This is a genomic window from Thalassotalea euphylliae (assembly GCF_003390395.1).
Classification (GTDB): domain Bacteria; phylum Pseudomonadota; class Gammaproteobacteria; order Enterobacterales; family Alteromonadaceae; genus Thalassotalea_F; species Thalassotalea_F euphylliae_C.
Window position 1 is genome coordinate 858569 of sequence record NZ_QUOV01000001.1, and the last position, 16561, is coordinate 875129.

A 16561-nucleotide genomic window follows, 5' to 3' on the forward strand; every position below is an offset into this window, starting at 1 on the left:
TCGTGAATGACATTGCTAATCAGTGACTAAAAGCGTTCTAGCAGGTCCCATTTATTGCCATAAAGATCTTCAAACACCGCCACGGTCGCGTAGCTTTCTTCACGAGGTTTTTCGAGGAAGTTAACACCGTTCGCTTTCATTTGTTCGTAGTCTCGCCAAAAGTCATTGGTGTTAAGAAATAGCATCACCCGTCCACCCACTTGATTACCAACTGCGGCGAGCTGTTCATCGTTCTTGGCTTTTGCAAGTAGTAAATGGGTGCCGGTTGTATTTTGTGGCTTCACCACGACCCAGCGTTTGCCGTCACCCATTGCGGTGTCCTCAACCAAAGTAAAGGAAAGCTTTTGGGTGTAAAACTCAATGGCATCGTCATAATCAGCCACAACTAGTGCTATGGTGGCAATGTCTTGTTGTATTGGTTTGCTCATTTATTCAAGTTCGCTAGGAATAATTACGCGGCATTATAGCTGACTCGCTCTATTAAGCTATCGGTTACCTGCTAAGTGCTAACTACTAAGAGTTTAGTTAGGCGTTAACATTACTCTTGAAGTGGTTCTGCGTGAAAATCTAGTTGCCAATAGCCAACATCTAACCATTGTCTAAACTTCAGCCCGACCTTGTTAAATTGTGCCGCTTGGGCCATCCCCAGTTTTTCGTGCAGACCCACACTGGCGGGGTTGGGTAAGGTAATGCCGCCAATTGCATGGCGTATGCCAAGTGCTTTTAGCTGATCGAACAAAACTCGATACAGTTTTAAGCCTAGCCCTTGTCTAAGGTGCTGAGGCGATAAGTAAACTGATACTTCAACAGCAAAGCGGTAAGCGCTGCGCTCGCGCCACTTGCTCGCATAGGCGTAGCCAACTAATTGCTGCTGTTCGTTTTCAATGACTAGCCAAGGCAGCTTAGCTGCTAACACTATATCGATTCGATGGCTAATCTCTTCTGCCGAAATAGGTGTTTCTTCAAAAGTTGCCGTTGAGGTTTCAATATAGTGATTGTAAATATCGCAGATAGCTTTTGCATCTAGCGCATTTGCTTGGCTTAAATTCCTAATTGTTGTCATTTAGTTACCGTTAGTTTTACACCTGAATCTATCAAAATACTCGCAAAGTTACTTCAAGGTAAAGTGAAGAAATTTGGGGTGTAAATGACTATTTTTACTAGGCAAATTTTGATTGCCATATTTTGGCCATAGTTTATCGCCACATTGCCAGATTTTAGTTAGTTCATGCCTAGGATCTTTTGTTGAACTTGCACTTAAGCTTTCCCTACTGGAGCAAAAAGGCAGTGTTCACCAATAAAACAAGAGATTATTTACAACCGCAGCAATCATTTTTCTTTGCACAGGCGCGGCGAAAACGCAGGTATCAACGAATTAGGCGGTTGCTGGTAATAATCGTTCTGAGTTTTTTAGTATTACTGCTCGTACTCTATACGCGTCAATCCATGGCATCTCAGGTTCTACGTAATGATGGGGCAACTAATCCTTATTTACTAAGCCCAATGTTAGTGTTTAATCATCCTGATCCTAAGCTGCGTTTCGCTAGTGCGGTTGATACCAGCATTGATGTCGAAATCAATGGCTTAATCGCGATTGCTGAGTTTAAGCAGGTCTTTGTCAATCCGCATGGCATTGCACTTGATGGTCAGTATCAATTTCCATTGCCAGAAGATGGTGCCGTTCATTATTTACATATGCGTGTTGGCGAGCGAGAAATTGAGGGCACTATTATGCCTAAGCCACAAGCTAGGCGGCTTTTTAACCAAGCTAAAGCGACGGGGAAGAAGGCGAGCTTAGTGAACCAACATCGCCCAAACTTGTTTACTAATGAGCTAGCGAATATTCCCGCAGGCAGCGAAGTTGAAATTACGATTCGTTTAATGATGCCAGTATCAATTCATAATGATCAGTATTCGTTGCGTTTACCCAGTGCCATAACGCAGCGATATCAACCAATGCGGACACAAGCTGCTGCGGAGCAAACTTTAAGAAGTCGTAACTATCTTAGTAGTGATGTTAGTAGTAATGATGTTAGTAGTAATGATGTTAGTAGTAATGATGTTAGTAGTAATGATGTTAGTAACCATGCACGCATACATACTCGAAGTGGGGATCTGGAGTCTGGAACCTCAGGATCCGGTTTAGTTCGTCATTTACCTGATACAATTCATGGCGATAATAAGGTAGATAGTAAACTTGCGATTAATGTGCAGTTAAATGCAGGTGCTGAGCTTGCTAAAATTAGCAGCGCCAGCCACCAAATAGCAGTAGTCGCCTCTGATTATGGTCGATATAACATTCAACTCGCTAGCGGCGAGGCATCAGCCGATCGCAGCTTTGAGATAAACTGGCAACTAGCGAGCTCAAATGCTGTTCAAGTGGCCACCTATCACGAACAAATAGGAGAGGAACACTTTACCTTATTGACCCTTTACCCACCTAACTCTACTCTTAAGTCCCAAATTAACTCATCTCTAGAAAATCCGCTATCGGATGCTCATGCACCCGAGGTCAGTGCTGAAATGAATCAGCTTGCACGCGATATGATTTTTATTATCGACACATCAGGCTCAATGCAAGGAGCCTCAATTGCACAAGCTAAAGCGAGCCTGCAATACGCGATAAAACAACTTAACCCTGCTGACAGCTTTAATATCTTGGCCTTTGATAGCAAGGTGTCGCGCTTGTTTAGCCAAACGCAAATGGCAACTAGCGAAAATATTTCCCGAGCTAAACACTTTGTCAGTGGCCTACGTGCTGACGGTGGCACCGAAATGTATCAGCCACTGAGCCAAGCGCTAGTGATGAGGCGAAGTAAAGCAGCAGACACACAGCGAGAAAATGTACTTCGCCAGATTGTGTTTATTACTGATGGCGCTGTAACCAATGAATTTGAGCTGATGCAATTGCTCTCGCATAGTACGCAAAACTATCGTTTGTATACCGTTGGCATTGGCGCAGCACCTAATGGCTATTTTATGAAAAAAGCCGCGCAATTTGGTCGCGGTCACTATGTGTTTATTCAGCGCCAGCAAGAAGTGCTAGATAAAATGACTGAGCTTTTAGACATCATCAGCAAGCCGCAGGTCACTAACCTTGAGCTGTCTTTTGATAATGTGATTCACGCAGCGCTTGATGTTTATCCAAAGCGATTAAGAGACTTACATGCCGGTCAGCCCTTACAGGTAGCGATAAAGTCATCACTACCCCTGACCAGTTTCGAAGTCACCGGGCAAACGCCACAAGGTGATTGGTATCGTTCAGTGGTGATTGATGAAAGCAATGATGCTGACACTAAATTCGCGAAAATCATTGATGACAGGGGGGAGAGCGCAAAAGAAGTAGATGAAAAAGGAGTGGCCAAGCTTTGGGCGCGTAGAAAAATTGCCGACTTACTGGATGGCTTGGTCACTGGCAAGCCGAAAGAGCAAATAAAAAATGAAGTCACAACAACATCGCTTGCCTATCAAATATTATCGCCATACACGAGCTTACTGGCGATAGAAAAGCCAGTCGCCTCTGCAGAGGCCGCCGTTAAAATAGCACGAGCTAAGCGCCATGATATCAGGGAAAAGTTGGCTAATAGTCGGCTGGCGGTGCAAGAAAGCTTGCAATTGATGATGCCACAAACATCGCTTGGTTGGTTGTCGCAGCTGATGTTAGCAGCGTTATTGATGATTTCAGCGTGTGCCGTTTATTGGTTTGGCGGGGCAAAGCCAAAGCCAGTGGTTCAGCAGAGCAAAGCGCAAAGCCTATGATACTGTGGCAAAGGATTTTGATGGTAGGAAGTGGCGGCTTATTAGTGTTAGGGGCAGTGATAGCGATGCATGCATTGTGGCTGCCAACCAAGGCCTGGCTAGCCCATGAGCTGATTAGCATTAGCTGGCAACATTATCGCGAAACGGGCCAATCGCTGAAGCCTTGGCCTTGGGCTGATACAACAGCGGCTGCACAGTTAAGCTTTTTGCGGCTCGAAGAAGATATTGTTGTGCTAAATAATGCCGATGCTACCTCGCTGGCATTTTCAGCGGGGATGATAGCGCCCTTCAATCGCGTTGATGGCGAGTCAACCATTGCCATTGCTGGCCATCAAGATACGCATTTTCGATTGCTCGCCAATATCAAAGTCGGGGACGAAATTAAACTCACTACCGCTGACGGCCAAGCACGGTATTATCAAATTTTTGACAGTGACATTGTCGAACAATCAGCGATGTTAAGTTTAGAACCTGATCAGGGCGGGCTGGTATTAGTGACTTGTTATCCTTTTAGTGACTTAACCAACTTAACTAGTTTAACGAGCGATAGCCCGTTAGCTAGTGTTGAACGGGCATCGCAGCGACTATTAGTTTATGCATTGCCAGTTTACAAACAGCCAGTTTACCAGCCACCAGTTAAATAGACCTTTGGTTATTAACGACTTACGCTCGACACTTGGTATTCACGTTACTTAGCGTGTACTACTGAAATTTTAAATTCTCACCTATAGTTAGTATTTAATAGTGGTAAAAGCGTTTAGAACTCTGGAGCCTGTTTAATCTAAACGCTTGCTAAAGTGCTAATTAAGAGTGGTAGCGAATTAACTGCTCAGTTTTACCTAACTTGATAATAATAGTGCAGCGCAAGGCTGCGATAATAAAGGTATTGGTTGTTATGGACAGCAAAGTGGATTCCAACGCACAGGGGGCCTTGGTTCAGCTCGATGTGCTTAAGTTGGTGCTAGACAATATCGGCGCCTGTGTCTTTATCAAAGACACTAATGGCTGTTACACCTATGTAAATCAGCTCGTGTGTGAAATGTTCAACCGGCCAAAGGAAGAGATCATCGGCTATGATGACCATCATTTGTTTTCACTAGATAAGTCGGATGACATCAGTAAAAACGATGAACAAGTGCTTAAGTATGGCAAAACCATATCAGCAGAAGAGAGAAATATTATTGCTGAAACGGGTGAAGTTTGTTTTTGCCTAGCCGTTAAAAAGCCATTGCTTGATTGTGCAGGTAACATTATTGGCATGTTTGGTGTGGCAACTGATATTACCGAGCGTAAACGGATGGAGCTCGAGATCAAACAAAACAATCACCTGCTCGACACCATTCTCTCCAATATTGACGCCTTCGTGTACATGAAAGATCGCAACTACCGCTTTGTTTATGCCAATACCAAAACATTGGAGTTATTTAATAAAAGCATTGATGAATTACTGGGGCATCGGCTTGACGAGTTAGTTCCCCCAGAGAGCATTAGTAATTTTAATCGCATGGACGATCAATTGTTCGCATCTGGCGAAAAGCAGGTGGGTGAAGAGCATTTTGTTGATGATAAGGGCGAAGACAAGTATTACTGGTCTACTAAGATCCCCTTATTTGATAGCGACAACGAGATGAATCGGTATATCGGTTTCTCGACAGATGTGACTGAACTTTCAAAGTTAAGGTTTCAGTTAGAGCAGCAAGTGCAAGCCGAAATTCGTAAGCGCATGCAGCAAGAACAAAGAGCCATTACTGACCCGCTAACAGGGCTTTACAATCGATTTAAGTTAAATGAAACCATGGATAGCGAATTAGGCCGCGTTCGGCGGTATCGCAAAAGCAGCAGCGTTATTATTATTGACGTTGATCACTTTAAAGATATTAATGATGAGCTGGGTCATCAAGAAGGCGATAAAGTATTGCAAGCCATGGCTAAAATTATTGCATCGCATATACGAGCAGCTGATATTGCTGGTCGCTGGGGCGGTGAAGAGTTTTTAGTTATTTGCCCAGAAACGGATTTGGATGGTGCAATACAAGTTGCCGAGAAAATCAGAAAGGCGATTGAATCAGCGCCTATTGCATGTGTTAAAAATCGTACTGTCAGTGCTGGGGTTGCCGAAGCACGAGGGCATGAGCAAGTCTCGCATTTTATTGGTCGTGCGGATATTTGCCTTTATCAGGCCAAACGCTCGGGTCGTAATAAGGTCTGTTACTAGCCTAATTGGACAAATACGGATGAAAGATAAGTGATTTACATTAGGTCAACTAAGCGTATGATTTAATAATCAAATTTATTAGGAGTTAGATAATGTCAGAAAAGCCTTACGAACCCCCTAAGGTTTGGACTTGGGACAGTGAAAGTGGCGGCAAATTTGCTAACATTAATCGCCCAATTTCAGGTGCTACATTTGAAAAAGCACTGCCTGTTGGTAAGCATCCACTGCAATTACATTCACTGGCAACACCTAATGGTGTGAAAGTGACGATTATGCTCGAAGAGTTACTTGCTGCTGGTGTTAAAGAAGCCGAATACGATGCTTACATGGTAAACATTATGGAAGGCGATCAATTTGGCTCAGGGTTTGTTGAGATCAATCCTAACTCTAAGATCCCCGCGCTTTATGACAACTCAGGTGAAACACCTGTTCCTGTGTTTGAATCTGGTGCAATATTAGTTTATTTAGCTGAAAAGTTTGGCGCTTTTATTCCTACCGAGCCATCGACAAGAGCCGAATGTTTTTCTTGGCTAATGTGGCAAATGGGTAGTGCGCCTTATTTAGGTGGTGGCTTTGGTCACTTCTATGCCTATGCACCAGAAAAATTTGAGTACCCAATTAATCGTTTTACTATGGAAGTGAAGCGTCAGCTTGATGTGCTGGATAAGCGCCTTGCCAATAATACTTACATTTGTGGTGAAGAATACACGATTGCCGATATGGCGATCTGGCCTTGGTACGGTGTACTTGTGCAAGGTGGTTTATACGAAGCAGCTGAGTTTTTAGACGTGAACGCCTATCGCAACGTTGTGCGCTGGGCAAACCAAGTGGCTGAACGGCCTGCTGTACAGCGTGGTCGCATGGTAAATCGTGCTTGGGGTGAACCTAACGAGCAATTACATGAGCGCCACGACGCCAGTGACTTTGAATTGCGCACACAAGATATCATTGGTGAGCCTGAGTCAGAAGAAAACTCTTAGCACATTATCTTGCTATAAGTTAGCTGCAACGCTAAAAAGCAAAGCTAAACAAAAAGCCCCAAGCAATAGTGATTGCTTGGGGCTTTTTAATTACGACTGTCGTCAGTTGATTGGCTTATTTCAACTTACTGGCAAAAGTCTTTTTAAACTTCGCTAATTTCGGTGAAACCACAGCTTGGCAGTATTGGTTTTCTGGGTTCGCGTTGAAGTAACCTTGATGGTACTCCTCGCCACTGTAAAACGGCATTTGCTCGTTCACTTCAGTAACCACAGGATCGGGCCAAATAGCGTCTTGATTAATCTCTTCAATAATGGCTTCTGCCGCCTGCTTTTGCGCATCGTTGTGGTAGAAAATCGCTGAACGGTATTGGCGACCAATATCATTACCTTGACGATTTAACTGCGTAGGATCGTGCAGCGCGAAGAAGATCTCTAAAATCTCGCGATAGCTAATAAGTTCAGGGTTAAAGGTCAGTTGCACCACTTCTGCGTGGTCAGTATTACCTTCGCAGACCGTTTTATAATCGGCTGTTGCTTCCGTGCCGCCCATATAGCCAGACACAGCTTGCTCTATGCCAACCAGTTGATTGAAAGCTGCTTCAATACACCAGAAGCAACCACCAGCTAATGTGGTTTGTTGAAAGTTTGTAGTCACGATAAACGTCCTAAACACCTAATGATGATGTTAAAGATACAGCATAGATGTTTAGACGTCTAGATGTTTTTATTGGTTGTGACTATTAATCGCTTCTTGCGCTCAAGTTATAGGCAATATGCTGATGAAAGCGCACCGTGACCTCATCATGTTTAGGATCAAATGCCAGCGTTTGTGCCATTTGCTTAACCGCCATTTCGATTTGATTGAGAAACTTTGCATGGGCTGAATCAGTTTGATTGTCTTTGGTCGCGACAAACACGAGTTGGATATGGTCAACTAAGTGACGTGCATCCCATTTACTCATCAAACCGCAGGGAGATAGCTCAGGGTTGTACCCGAGCATTTGCAATTCACCAACGCGTGAAACGGTTTCATGCTCGTTGCAACGAACAATAGGAATTAAGCCATTGGCGATAAGTGCACCGTTGTTGAGATTAAAACGCTGCGCAGCGTTGGAAAAGGCGTCAGTAATTAGCGTATAAAATGGGTTATACGGATCGTCAGAAGATGGGTCGATATCAGCCAAATTCACTAAGTCAGATTTAACGGGAATGTTAATGGTTGCATAGGTCATTTGGCGTTGTGACGCTGGTAGCTCGACATTTTGGCTTGCATAACGAACGTTAATGGTTCTCAGCTTATGAGCTTTAGAGTCGGCACCCGATTTTTGTTTCTCGAATAAATCGTAGGTTAGGTGCTGGTGATCTCTTAATCTAAAGTTCAAGCTGCCCAAGTTTAACGCTGCTTCAAACTCCAATAGTAGTTGGCTGACTTTGGCATGAAAGCTAGCAGCATTAACACGAATATCGCTGCCAGTTGCTAAAAATAGCAAGGTGATTTTTTCAGCGCGATAGCTGGCATCGTAAAAAGACTTTTGCAACTGATGGTAGCTAGGGTTGTAGTAAAACAAAATTTGCTGATTTGTTTGCCACTGATGCATTTCTTGAGAGTAGCGAACTCGTGCTAGTTTATCGTTTGCAATAAATAGGGCATTAGTGATTTCGTAATGCTGACCCAATTCAAAAAGCTTGGCACTAAGCGTTTGATAAACCGATTCATACTCTCCCTCAACTTTACTAGGTTGTGTTTGCAACGCTTTAATCAGGCGATCTGTTAAGGGAAACTCGGCAAGTAAATAATGGTTATCTCTGGCGTTAACTGGAATGTAGGCTTTTTGCGGTGCTGTTCGTTTACGAATAATTGACATCTATAGTCCCTTAACATGTTAATTCGTGAATTCGAGCCGAGTATAGAGAGTGCAGATGACACTTTTATTGCATGGTTAACCAGTTGCTTTAGCGTTTATCGCCTTGCGTTAGCGTCAATATAGGGGAGTGCGCTTAGGTGTGAATTTTTGATGACAAAATGCTGATCAAACTTTGTTATTGAATTGATGTACTACTCAGCGTAAGAAAGTGCGAAAATATTCATGCAAACTAACTCATGGTACTTATGCCAACCCATAACAATTAACCAAGTGGATTATTAGTCTTATGTTCGCCGATCAACAAGCACTTGTTGCTGCCATTAATCAAGTGATGCCATTTGGCAAATACGCTGGGCGTAAGTTGTTGCAGTTACCTGAACCTTACTTGGTTTGGTTTAATAGCAAAGGCTTCCCAGAAGGGAAGTTAGGGGAACAGCTAGCGTTAGTATATGAAATTAAACTCAATGGTTTAGAAGCGATGTTACAACCGCTGCTACAGACCGACTAGCAAAGCTAATTGTCGAGCGGTAGCGTTGTAAATAGCCCAGTGCTTGCTGAGCCTCAGTTAGTTGATGCTCAGCTAGTTGAATCATTAAATAAACTGGTAGCTTCCGGCGTTATTGCCTATTCAGCGTCGATATCGATTGATTCGGTCGTCGTTTCTTCATCACTGGCTTCGACTTTAGTGCGGCCAAATAGTGTATGAAACTGCTTTGGTGATAACACTTTGTTTTGGTACTTAAGCCAAGCTTTTTCGACTTTATTTTCTGGGGCAAGCTTGCCTTGGCACACTTCAACAAAGCGTTGCTCCAACTGGTTTTCTGGGGTTTGAGAGCCATCAGCTAATGCTTTTAAGGCAACGCCGTGGTTTTCTAAAATTTGCACTTCAGCGAGCGTAAAGTCGCCACTTCTACCCATACCGCGTGGGTAGTTTCTATCATCGTAAAATTTGCGGTTAGCCTTAAAGCTATCTTTTGGGATACTAGTTGCGTTCATAACAAGACTCAAAAAATAAAGATAAAGATTACGAGCGTTTTGTATCGCAAGATTTGATAGTTGGCAATGGCATTTTTATGAATTTTTTATCATTTTTGTCTAATTGTGGGTGCTTTAACCTCGCTTGTTTAGTGCGCGAACATTTAGCTTATTGTGTTGCTTCCCTACTTGTTAAATATTAACCACATGTTTTCAAATAGCTTTTCAAATTTAGCTAATGAGTGATTTGTTTACTTGTTCCTACTAGTTACATCAAATGACATTTTTATGAATTTTTTGTTATTGCATTCGGATTCAATTTGTTCTTAAATGAATCGTCAACTGTTGTTCAAGGTTGACCGCTTAATCAATTTATAGTCAATAAAACCACAATACTTTTAACAAGTTACGGAGACTGATCTATGAGAAGACAAAAACGAGATCGTTTGGATAGAGCGCATGCAAATGGTTATCAAGCCGGCCTTAGTGGCAAATCCCGAGACAATTGTCCTTACCAAAGTATCGAAGCCAAATCTGAATGGCTCGGCGGTTGGCGAGCGGCAATGAATGACCGCAATATGGGCTTATTTAAATAAGTCTTGCCTTAAGTTAATAATCTACTTAGACAACAAAATCTATTTAGATAACACGAGTACGGAAAACACACGTACGGAAACATAAACACAGATAACAAAAATTTCCACATCATGCTATTTTCGGCGTGATCATTACAGTAAGGATTCCGAAAAAAGCCGCTTAATGCGGCTTTTTTCATATCTACTCATTTAGATCTTTCTTCAGGATTATTGTTTTTGGCAAACAGGGCAGCTTGTTTGCGGGGCGAGAGTAAATTGCTGCCATTGCTGGCTTAGGCCATCAAACAACTGTAGCTGATTGATATTCACGGAAAGGTTAGCCAGGTATTTTATTGCCGTTAGGCTTTGCATGCCCGCAACTATCGCCAATACTGGCCCAAGTATGCCAAGGGTTTGGCAGTTTTGATTGTTATCGGCTGCTTCGCTCGAAGAAGATGCAGGAAATAAGCACTGATAGCAAGCGCTTGATTTTCGCGGATCTATCATCATGGTTTGGCCATCAAACCCCGTTGCTGCGCCGATTACAAGCGGTACACCAAAATCATAGCAAGCTTGATTAAGTAGGTAACGGGCGCTAAGGCTGTCGGTGCAATCAATCACTAAATCAACTTCAGGTAAGTAACTTTCGGCGAGCTCTGAGTCGAACATCTCATCAACCGCTTCGACCTCTATCAGCGGGTTTTGCTGCGCAAGCTTTTGCGCCGCTGTTTCTGCCTTGTTTTCGCCAATGTCATCTGGGGTGTAGAGCACTTGTCGCTGTAAATTGGATGCTTCAATTTCATCGCCATCACAGAGTACTAAGTTACCAACTCCGGCACTGGCAAGATAAAGGCTCACTGGGCAACCCAACCCACCCATGCCGACAATCAACACCTTGGCGCTCTGTAAGGCAAGTTGCCCCTGTTCGCCAATTTGGCTTAGCATTATTTGACGACCGTAACGGATATGCTCTTGTGCTGTTAACACCTTAATCTCCTTGATAAGCCAGTTGTTGTAAGGCACTTGCCTTAAATTGCAGATAAATCGGTTGATTAACCGTTAAAGCCAGTTGCGACATTGAATAGCTAGTAATAGCTGAAAAAAATTCCTGACCACTGCAGTTCACCGTTAACAAGGCTTGATGTTGATGAACTGATATATGCGTAATAATGCCGGACAGTTGATTAACGATAGAGCTATGATCTGGCGGTGAAGTGCAAACACTGATATCGCTGGCAAGAATACTACATACGCTGCTGCCTTGGTTAAAGATAATGCGGCCACTTAAGGTATATAGCTCTAGGCCATTTGGCGTGCGCAGTTGCATTAAACCGTTTTGCCTTGCTAAGCCTTTTTGCTCTGGCAAGTCAGTTTGTTCTACTTTTAATACCGTTTGCGGCACGATGCGTTGTTCTTGGGTTAGCTGAGCAACCACGCCAGAGATTTCGCCACGCTCGATAATTTGACCATTTTCCATAACATAAAGCTGCTCACACAAAAATTCGTGTTCACTTATATTGTGACTGACAAACAGCATGGGCATTTGGGTGGTGAGATGCAGCAACTTAATCAGTTGTAAGATGGCTAGTTTATTTTGTCTATCGAGCGCGGTAACCGGCTCATCTAATATTAGTAACTTAGGCTCTGCCAATATTGCCTGCACTAACGCAACTTTTTGCCGTTCACCACCTGATAGGTAAGTGACTTTGCGATCAAGTAGCAAGGTTAATCCAGCTTGCTCGATAATCTTGTCGGCATCGAGTGTTGGCGATGACAAGCGTTTACGGCCAAAGCGTAAATTGTCTCTCACGTTTAAGTGAGGGAATAAGCTGTCTTGCTGAAATACACCGACGATGCGTCGATGCTTACTCGCAATATTTAGGCGCTCTTTAGTTGCCAATAGCTTAGTGTCAGCAAGGCTGATATCGCCAACTGCAGGCGTTTTTAGGCCAGCAATGGTTTTTAATAGCGTGGATTTACCTGCACCTGAATGACCGAATAAGCCAACAATACCCGTTAGCGGTATGCGCTCTTCAACGGCTAAGGAAAAGTTTGCCAGCTGTGCCTTGATGTTAACTTCTAAATAACTCATTAACGCTGCCTGAGTCCGCGCGAGCCTTCATTCGCACTCTTATTTGAACTTGGCTGATCATGGTAAAAATTGAGTAAATAGATCAGCGCTAACGTAATTAATGAGCCGATTAGCAGTATCGAAGCCAACAGGTGTGCTTGTTGATATTCAAATGCTTCAACATGGTCGAATAGTGCGATAGATAACACTCGAGTTTCATCAGGAATATTACCGCCAATCATCAGTACCACCCCGAATTCGCCAACAGTATGAGCAAAACCTAAGGTTGCTGCGGTGATAAAGCTGGCTTTGGTCAGCGGTAAAATAACGTGGAAAAATAAGTCGAGCTTGGCAGCACCTAACATGCGTGCTTTGGCCAATACATGTGGGTCAATTTGTTCAAACGCTTTTTGGAGTGGCTGAACAACAAAGGGCAGTGAATAAAACACAGAGCCAATAACAATTGCCGAAAAGCTAAAGGCTAGTTGTTGGCCGGTAAGTGACTGCCATAATTGGCCGGGCAGGGCATCTGGCGCAAAGGCAATAAGCAAGTAAAAACCTAACACGGTTGGCGGTAGTACCAATGGCAAAGCAACCACAGCCTCAATCACCACTCGCCATTTGGATTGTAACTGACTTAACCACCATGCCAGCGGTGTGCCCAGCAATAATAAAATCAAGGTTGTGACACTTGCCAGTTTCAGTGTTGTGTAGGTGGCTAATAGATCAAATTCAGTCATGGCGAATGGCACTTGGTATATCTTGAGGCAACTGCGCAGGGTTACTCAATGCATCAATAGGCAAATAGCCGAGTGATGCGAGCTTTTCTTGTTGTTCAGTATGCGTAAAAAAGGCAATCAGCTTACTCGATAGTGCAGGCTGTTTACTGGCAGAAAGTACACCTACGTATTGGGTGAGCATCTCAGGACTTGTCAGGGTAACTTGCTGCACAGGCAACTGATGGGCGACTAGCTGACTAACCGCAACTAAGCCCCAATCGACGGCGCCAGAATGAGTTTGCTGAAAGGTTTGATTGACATTATTGCCGACAATCGCGCTTTTGCGATATTGCTGCCAAAGTTCATGCTCGGTTAGCCACGCTTGTGCCGCTTTGCCATAGGGGGCGGTGACAGGATTTGCAATGGCGATACGTTTAGCAACAAAGTCTTTGTTGATAATAGCTTGTGGCGTTAGCGCCGGATTTTTCGCCGCATAAATGGCAAGTTGGCCAATGGCATACGGAGCAAGCGTTGTTTGCTTGATAAAGCCACTATCGGCTAATCGCTCTGGGTGTTCGCGATCAGCGGAAAAAAATAAATCAAATGGAGCGCCGTGGCGAATTTGTTGGTAAAGCGCACCGCTAGCACCGCTTATCCAATGGATTTTAAGGTTATATTGTTTTTCAAAAGGAGCGGATAATTGTTTTGCACTGGCCGCAAAATTACTGGCAACGGCTGCTCTAAGCACGACCTCTGACTGGGCGTAAGCACTGGCGCTCAATGCTGCCAAGCTAAATAAGCCAAGCAAGTTAAAAAAATTAAACGAGAAAAAGCTAAATAAGCCAAATACGTTAAATAATATAGTGCGACGCTGTCTAAGGTTAAGTTTATGAACGAAAGAAGCAGGCAAGTGACAGCAGCGCGAGCGCAAATCGCGCTTGTTGAGAAAGGGTTTAATGAACTTACTCGTTGACGTTAAAAACTGCTGCATTACCAAGTAATTGCTTTATCTTGATCGCTTTGTCTGGCGTCTATCCAAACTTCACCATCGGTTCGCGTTTCTTTTTTCCAAAACGGTGCTTCAATTTTGAGGTAGTCCATAATAAATTCGGCCGCAGCAAATGCATCACCACGATGTGCACTAGTAACGCCAACAAAAACAATATTATCGCCGAGATTCAGCTGGCCAACGCGATGAATAACCGTCACTTTGTTGATCTGCCACTTGGCTCTGGCACTATCAATGATGCGGTTAAGTGACAATGCTGTCATTGCTGGGTAGTGCTCTAGAAACAAGCCTGTGACTTGCTGACCTTCATTTTGCTTACGTACGCGACCTGTAAAGGTTACAACCGCGCCATCTGCTTGGTTGTTGGCTTGCAGCAATGCGATTTCATCACCGGCATTAAAATCAGCTTCGCTCACTCGTACTTTGGTGCTCATTGAGTTAGCGCTATTAAGGTCAGTTACAGTCAACGCTTAGCCTCCGGTAACAGGTGGGAAAAATGCGAGCTCATCACCAGCATTTACCACAGTATCTTTACTCACCATTTGTTGATTAAGCGCCGCTAAAATATTGTTGCTACTTAGAGGAGATTGCCAATCAGGGTACTCTTCCTTTAGTTGCGTCAGCACTTGTTCTACAGTGGTGTTTTCGTTAACTGCGATTCTAACCGAAGCTTGACCAAGCTGCTCACGCAATCGAGCAAAAAATAATACGGTTAGCATGTTTGTGTGCGCTCCCAGTGTCCGCTTTTACCACCTGATTTAGTGGTTACTGCGATACCTTCAATCACCATGTGAGGGTCAACCGCTTTACACATGTCGAACAAGGTTAAACAGGCAACTGATACCGCCGTTAGTGCTTCCATTTCAACACCGGTTTGGCCCGAAAGCTTGCATAGGCTAGTGACTTTGACTCGGTTGTGCTCAAGCTCGGAAGTAAAATCAACTTGAACTTTTGTCAGCATCAAAGGATGGCAAAGTGGAATTAAATCGCCACACTTTTTTGCCGCCTGAATACCGGCAATACGAGCTACGGCGAACACGTCTCCTTTTTTATGTTTACCTTCGGTTATCATGGCTAAAGTGTCTGCCGACATCTTAATATAGCCTTGTGCCGTGGCCTGACGCTGCGTAACCGCTTTGTCAGTAACATCAACCATGTTGGCTTCGCCTTGTGCATTCAAATGAGTTAGTGAATCACTCATTAATTAACCTCGGGTATGGCAGTTAACATCAATATTTTTCAGGTGCGGTGCAAAGTTACACGGCTTGTGGCTGGCATCAAGCTGCTCTGCTAATAACTTATCCCATGCGGTTTTACAGGCGTTAGTTGAGCCGGGTACACAAAATACTGCGGTACCATTCGCCATGCCAGCAAGGGCGCGAGATTGCACTGTAGAAGTGCCAATTTCACCTAATGAAATATGGCGGAAAGTTTCGCCGAAACCTTCAATCTGTTTGTCAAATAATGGCATTAAGGCTTCTGGCGTATTGTCACGGGCGGTAAAACCTGTGCCGCCAGTTGAAATAACCACTTGCACATCGTCACTGGCAATCCATTTCGAGACAATGGCGCGTAATTGATAAACATCGTCTTTCACTATCGCCTTTTCAGCCAGTGTATGGCCTGCTTGAGTTAAGCGCTCGACTAATGCAGCGCCTGAGGTATCAGTTTCTTCAGTGCGGGTATCTGAAACGGTAAGTACAGCGATATTTAATGGAATAAATTCAGGTAAACTTGCTTTGGCCATTAATAACTCCTTAGTGGCGTCAACAGTTGCGACTGAGCTTGTTGCCAGTCGTCAGGGGTATTGGTATTGGTTAATGTACTGGGCGTTAAGCACCTAATTGACTGATGTGGCATTTGTGCCAATAGCGCCTTAATCGAAGGCCCTTTCGCACTTTGACTTAGTTGAACTAAGTGCTGATTAAAAAACAATTCAGTATAGGCATTGTTTGGCAAATAAAGCGGTAGTGAGTGTTGTTCAAAATGTACCGCCTGCTTTAGCAGTTGCCCAGCCTGTTTTAATTGCGTTAACACCTTGGCATTCATCAAGGGCAGGTCAACAGGAATAATTAATGCTGCCTGACAAGGTACTTGTGCAAATACGCTATAAATGCCGCCCAATGGCCCAAGTTTAGGCATTAGATCAGGTACAATATTGGCCTTGTTGTCGGTCTTGTTTAAAGTTGAATCTGCGGTTAAGTTTTCCGATGACGCGCTAATCACCACGCGATCAACACCAGCATCAGTCAGCAGTTCTTGGCTAAATGACAACATGGTTTGCGAACTAGCTTGCTGTGTGCGCATTAGCTGCGACTTATTTTGCCCCATGCGGCGTGACAAGCCACCCGCCAGTACTATGCCGATGCAGCCATTTTGATGGTTATTCAAGC

General features: G+C 43.9%; 20 protein-coding genes. 6 read left to right on the forward strand and 14 right to left on the reverse strand.

Features of this window, described 5'->3' with window-relative positions:
- Positions 1–26 precede the first annotated feature (26 nt).
- Both DXX92_RS03760 and DXX92_RS03765 read right to left on the reverse strand, forming a co-directional pair.
- Positions 27–428: a VOC family protein gene (locus tag DXX92_RS03760; protein WP_115999218.1), complete on the reverse strand. Its 402-nt coding sequence runs from the start codon at positions 426–428 to the stop codon at positions 27–29.
- 110 nt (positions 429–538) lie between these two features.
- Positions 539–1063 (reverse strand): GNAT family N-acetyltransferase, encoded by a 525-nt coding sequence (locus DXX92_RS03765; RefSeq protein ID WP_115999219.1) that lies wholly within the window; start codon positions 1061–1063, stop codon positions 539–541.
- Positions 1064–1446: 383 nt separating this feature from the next.
- Between DXX92_RS03765 and DXX92_RS03770 the strand changes: the two genes are divergently transcribed.
- The 4 genes from DXX92_RS03770 to yghU all read left to right on the forward strand — a co-directional run bounded on the left by DXX92_RS03770 (position 1447) and on the right by yghU (position 6954).
- Positions 1447–3759, forward strand: a complete 2313-nt coding sequence (locus DXX92_RS03770; protein ID WP_115999220.1) for a marine proteobacterial sortase target protein — start codon at positions 1447–1449, stop codon at positions 3757–3759.
- 20 nt (positions 3760–3779) lie between these two features.
- Positions 3780–4403, forward strand: coding sequence for a class GN sortase (locus DXX92_RS03775; protein WP_181901683.1), 624 nt, complete (start codon positions 3780–3782; stop codon positions 4401–4403).
- 251 nt (positions 4404–4654) lie between these two features.
- Entirely contained in the window at positions 4655–5974 is a 1320-nt protein-coding gene (locus tag DXX92_RS03780) for a sensor domain-containing diguanylate cyclase (protein WP_115999222.1), read from the forward strand.
- Between the two features lie 92 nt (positions 5975–6066).
- On the forward strand, positions 6067–6954 hold the full coding sequence (gene yghU, locus DXX92_RS03785; RefSeq protein ID WP_115999223.1) for a glutathione-dependent disulfide-bond oxidoreductase: 888 nt from the start codon (positions 6067–6069) through the stop codon (positions 6952–6954).
- Positions 6955–7069: 115 nt separating this feature from the next.
- On the opposite strand, the gene msrA is transcribed toward yghU, so the two are convergent.
- Positions 7070–7609 (reverse strand): peptide-methionine (S)-S-oxide reductase MsrA, encoded by a 540-nt coding sequence (gene msrA, locus DXX92_RS03790; protein WP_115999224.1) that lies wholly within the window; start codon positions 7607–7609, stop codon positions 7070–7072.
- 85 nt (positions 7610–7694) lie between these two features.
- Positions 7695–8819, reverse strand: coding sequence for a DUF3083 family protein (locus tag DXX92_RS03795; protein WP_115999225.1), 1125 nt, complete (start codon positions 8817–8819; stop codon positions 7695–7697).
- 286 nt (positions 8820–9105) lie between these two features.
- Between DXX92_RS03795 and DXX92_RS03800 the strand changes: the two genes are divergently transcribed.
- Positions 9106–9327 carry a DUF3820 family protein gene (locus tag DXX92_RS03800; protein ID WP_115999226.1) on the forward strand — a complete coding sequence of 74 codons (222 nt, stop codon included), beginning with the start codon at positions 9106–9108 and terminating at the stop codon, positions 9325–9327.
- 116 nt (positions 9328–9443) lie between these two features.
- On the opposite strand, the gene maoP is transcribed toward DXX92_RS03800, so the two are convergent.
- Entirely contained in the window at positions 9444–9815 is a 372-nt protein-coding gene (gene maoP / locus DXX92_RS03805; RefSeq protein WP_115999227.1) for a DUF413 domain-containing protein, read from the reverse strand.
- A gap of 401 nt (positions 9816–10216) precedes the next feature.
- Here maoP and rmf point away from each other — a divergent pair, with 401 nt between their 5' ends.
- Complete coding sequence (gene rmf, locus DXX92_RS03810; protein ID WP_115999228.1) at positions 10217–10390, forward strand: ribosome modulation factor; 174 nt, start codon at positions 10217–10219, stop codon at positions 10388–10390.
- A gap of 207 nt (positions 10391–10597) precedes the next feature.
- Here rmf and DXX92_RS03815 read toward each other — a convergent pair whose 3' ends face one another.
- From DXX92_RS03815 to DXX92_RS03855, 9 genes are read right to left on the reverse strand one after another with little or no spacing between them, the layout of a single operon-like run.
- Entirely contained in the window at positions 10598–11356 is a 759-nt protein-coding gene (locus DXX92_RS03815; RefSeq protein WP_115999229.1) for a HesA/MoeB/ThiF family protein, read from the reverse strand.
- Between the two features lies 1 nt (position 11357).
- The gene (locus tag DXX92_RS03820) at positions 11358–12461 is read right to left on the reverse strand and encodes an ATP-binding cassette domain-containing protein (RefSeq protein ID WP_115999230.1); all 1104 of its coding nucleotides are present in this window, start codon (positions 12459–12461) and stop codon (positions 11358–11360) included.
- A complete protein-coding gene (gene modB / locus DXX92_RS03825) occupies positions 12461–13180 on the reverse strand; it encodes a molybdate ABC transporter permease subunit (protein ID WP_115999231.1) in 720 nt (239 codons plus the stop codon). The genes DXX92_RS03820 and modB overlap by 1 nt, the downstream gene beginning before the upstream one ends.
- Entirely contained in the window at positions 13173–14150 is a 978-nt protein-coding gene (modA, locus tag DXX92_RS03830; RefSeq protein WP_115999232.1) for a molybdate ABC transporter substrate-binding protein, read from the reverse strand. The genes modB and modA overlap by 8 nt, the downstream gene beginning before the upstream one ends.
- Complete coding sequence (gene moaE, locus DXX92_RS03835) at positions 14150–14602, reverse strand: molybdopterin synthase catalytic subunit MoaE (protein ID WP_115999233.1); 453 nt, start codon at positions 14600–14602, stop codon at positions 14150–14152. The genes modA and moaE overlap by 1 nt, the downstream gene beginning before the upstream one ends.
- Before the next feature lie 36 nt (positions 14603–14638).
- Positions 14639–14887, reverse strand: a complete 249-nt coding sequence (gene moaD / locus DXX92_RS03840) for a molybdopterin converting factor subunit 1 (RefSeq protein ID WP_115999234.1) — start codon at positions 14885–14887, stop codon at positions 14639–14641.
- Entirely contained in the window at positions 14881–15369 is a 489-nt protein-coding gene (gene moaC, locus DXX92_RS03845; RefSeq protein ID WP_115999235.1) for a cyclic pyranopterin monophosphate synthase MoaC, read from the reverse strand. Before moaC ends, moaD begins: the two co-directional genes overlap by 7 nt.
- Before the next feature lie 3 nt (positions 15370–15372).
- Positions 15373–15915, reverse strand: coding sequence for a molybdenum cofactor biosynthesis protein B (moaB, locus tag DXX92_RS03850; RefSeq protein WP_115999236.1), 543 nt, complete (start codon positions 15913–15915; stop codon positions 15373–15375).
- The gene (locus DXX92_RS03855; protein WP_245961391.1) at positions 15915–16559 is read right to left on the reverse strand and encodes a molybdenum cofactor guanylyltransferase; all 645 of its coding nucleotides are present in this window, start codon (positions 16557–16559) and stop codon (positions 15915–15917) included. The genes moaB and DXX92_RS03855 overlap by 1 nt, the downstream gene beginning before the upstream one ends.
- Positions 16560–16561 lie beyond the last annotated feature (2 nt).

Excerpts from the sequence above, each read along its gene's own strand:
- DXX92_RS03760 (WP_115999218.1), bottom strand. The coding sequence starts at position 428 with ATGAGCAAACCAATACAACAAGACATTGCCACCATAGCACTAGTTGTG.
- DXX92_RS03765 (WP_115999219.1), bottom strand. The coding sequence starts at position 1,063 with ATGACAACAATTAGGAATTTAAGCCAAGCAAATGCGCTAGATGCAAAA.
- DXX92_RS03770 (WP_115999220.1), top strand. The coding sequence starts at position 1,447 with ATGGCATCTCAGGTTCTACGTAATGATGGGGCAACTAATCCTTATTTA.
- DXX92_RS03775 (WP_181901683.1), top strand. The coding sequence starts at position 3,780 with ATGGTAGGAAGTGGCGGCTTATTAGTGTTAGGGGCAGTGATAGCGATG.
- DXX92_RS03780 (WP_115999222.1), top strand. The coding sequence starts at position 4,655 with ATGGACAGCAAAGTGGATTCCAACGCACAGGGGGCCTTGGTTCAGCTC.
- yghU (WP_115999223.1), top strand. The coding sequence starts at position 6,067 with ATGTCAGAAAAGCCTTACGAACCCCCTAAGGTTTGGACTTGGGACAGT.
- DXX92_RS03795 (WP_115999225.1), bottom strand. The coding sequence starts at position 8,819 with ATGTCAATTATTCGTAAACGAACAGCACCGCAAAAAGCCTACATTCCA.
- DXX92_RS03800 (WP_115999226.1), top strand. The coding sequence starts at position 9,106 with ATGTTCGCCGATCAACAAGCACTTGTTGCTGCCATTAATCAAGTGATG.
- maoP (WP_115999227.1), bottom strand. The coding sequence starts at position 9,815 with ATGAACGCAACTAGTATCCCAAAAGATAGCTTTAAGGCTAACCGCAAA.
- rmf (WP_115999228.1), top strand. The coding sequence starts at position 10,217 with ATGAGAAGACAAAAACGAGATCGTTTGGATAGAGCGCATGCAAATGGT.
- DXX92_RS03820 (WP_115999230.1), bottom strand. The coding sequence starts at position 12,461 with ATGAGTTATTTAGAAGTTAACATCAAGGCACAGCTGGCAAACTTTTCC.
- modB (WP_115999231.1), bottom strand. The coding sequence starts at position 13,180 with ATGACTGAATTTGATCTATTAGCCACCTACACAACACTGAAACTGGCA.
- modA (WP_115999232.1), bottom strand. The coding sequence starts at position 14,150 with ATGCAGCAGTTTTTAACGTCAACGAGTAAGTTCATTAAACCCTTTCTC.
- moaE (WP_115999233.1), bottom strand. The coding sequence starts at position 14,602 with ATGAGCACCAAAGTACGAGTGAGCGAAGCTGATTTTAATGCCGGTGAT.
- moaD (WP_115999234.1), bottom strand. The coding sequence starts at position 14,887 with ATGCTAACCGTATTATTTTTTGCTCGATTGCGTGAGCAGCTTGGTCAA.
- moaC (WP_115999235.1), bottom strand. The coding sequence starts at position 15,369 with ATGAGTGATTCACTAACTCATTTGAATGCACAAGGCGAAGCCAACATG.
- moaB (WP_115999236.1), bottom strand. The coding sequence starts at position 15,915 with ATGGCCAAAGCAAGTTTACCTGAATTTATTCCATTAAATATCGCTGTA.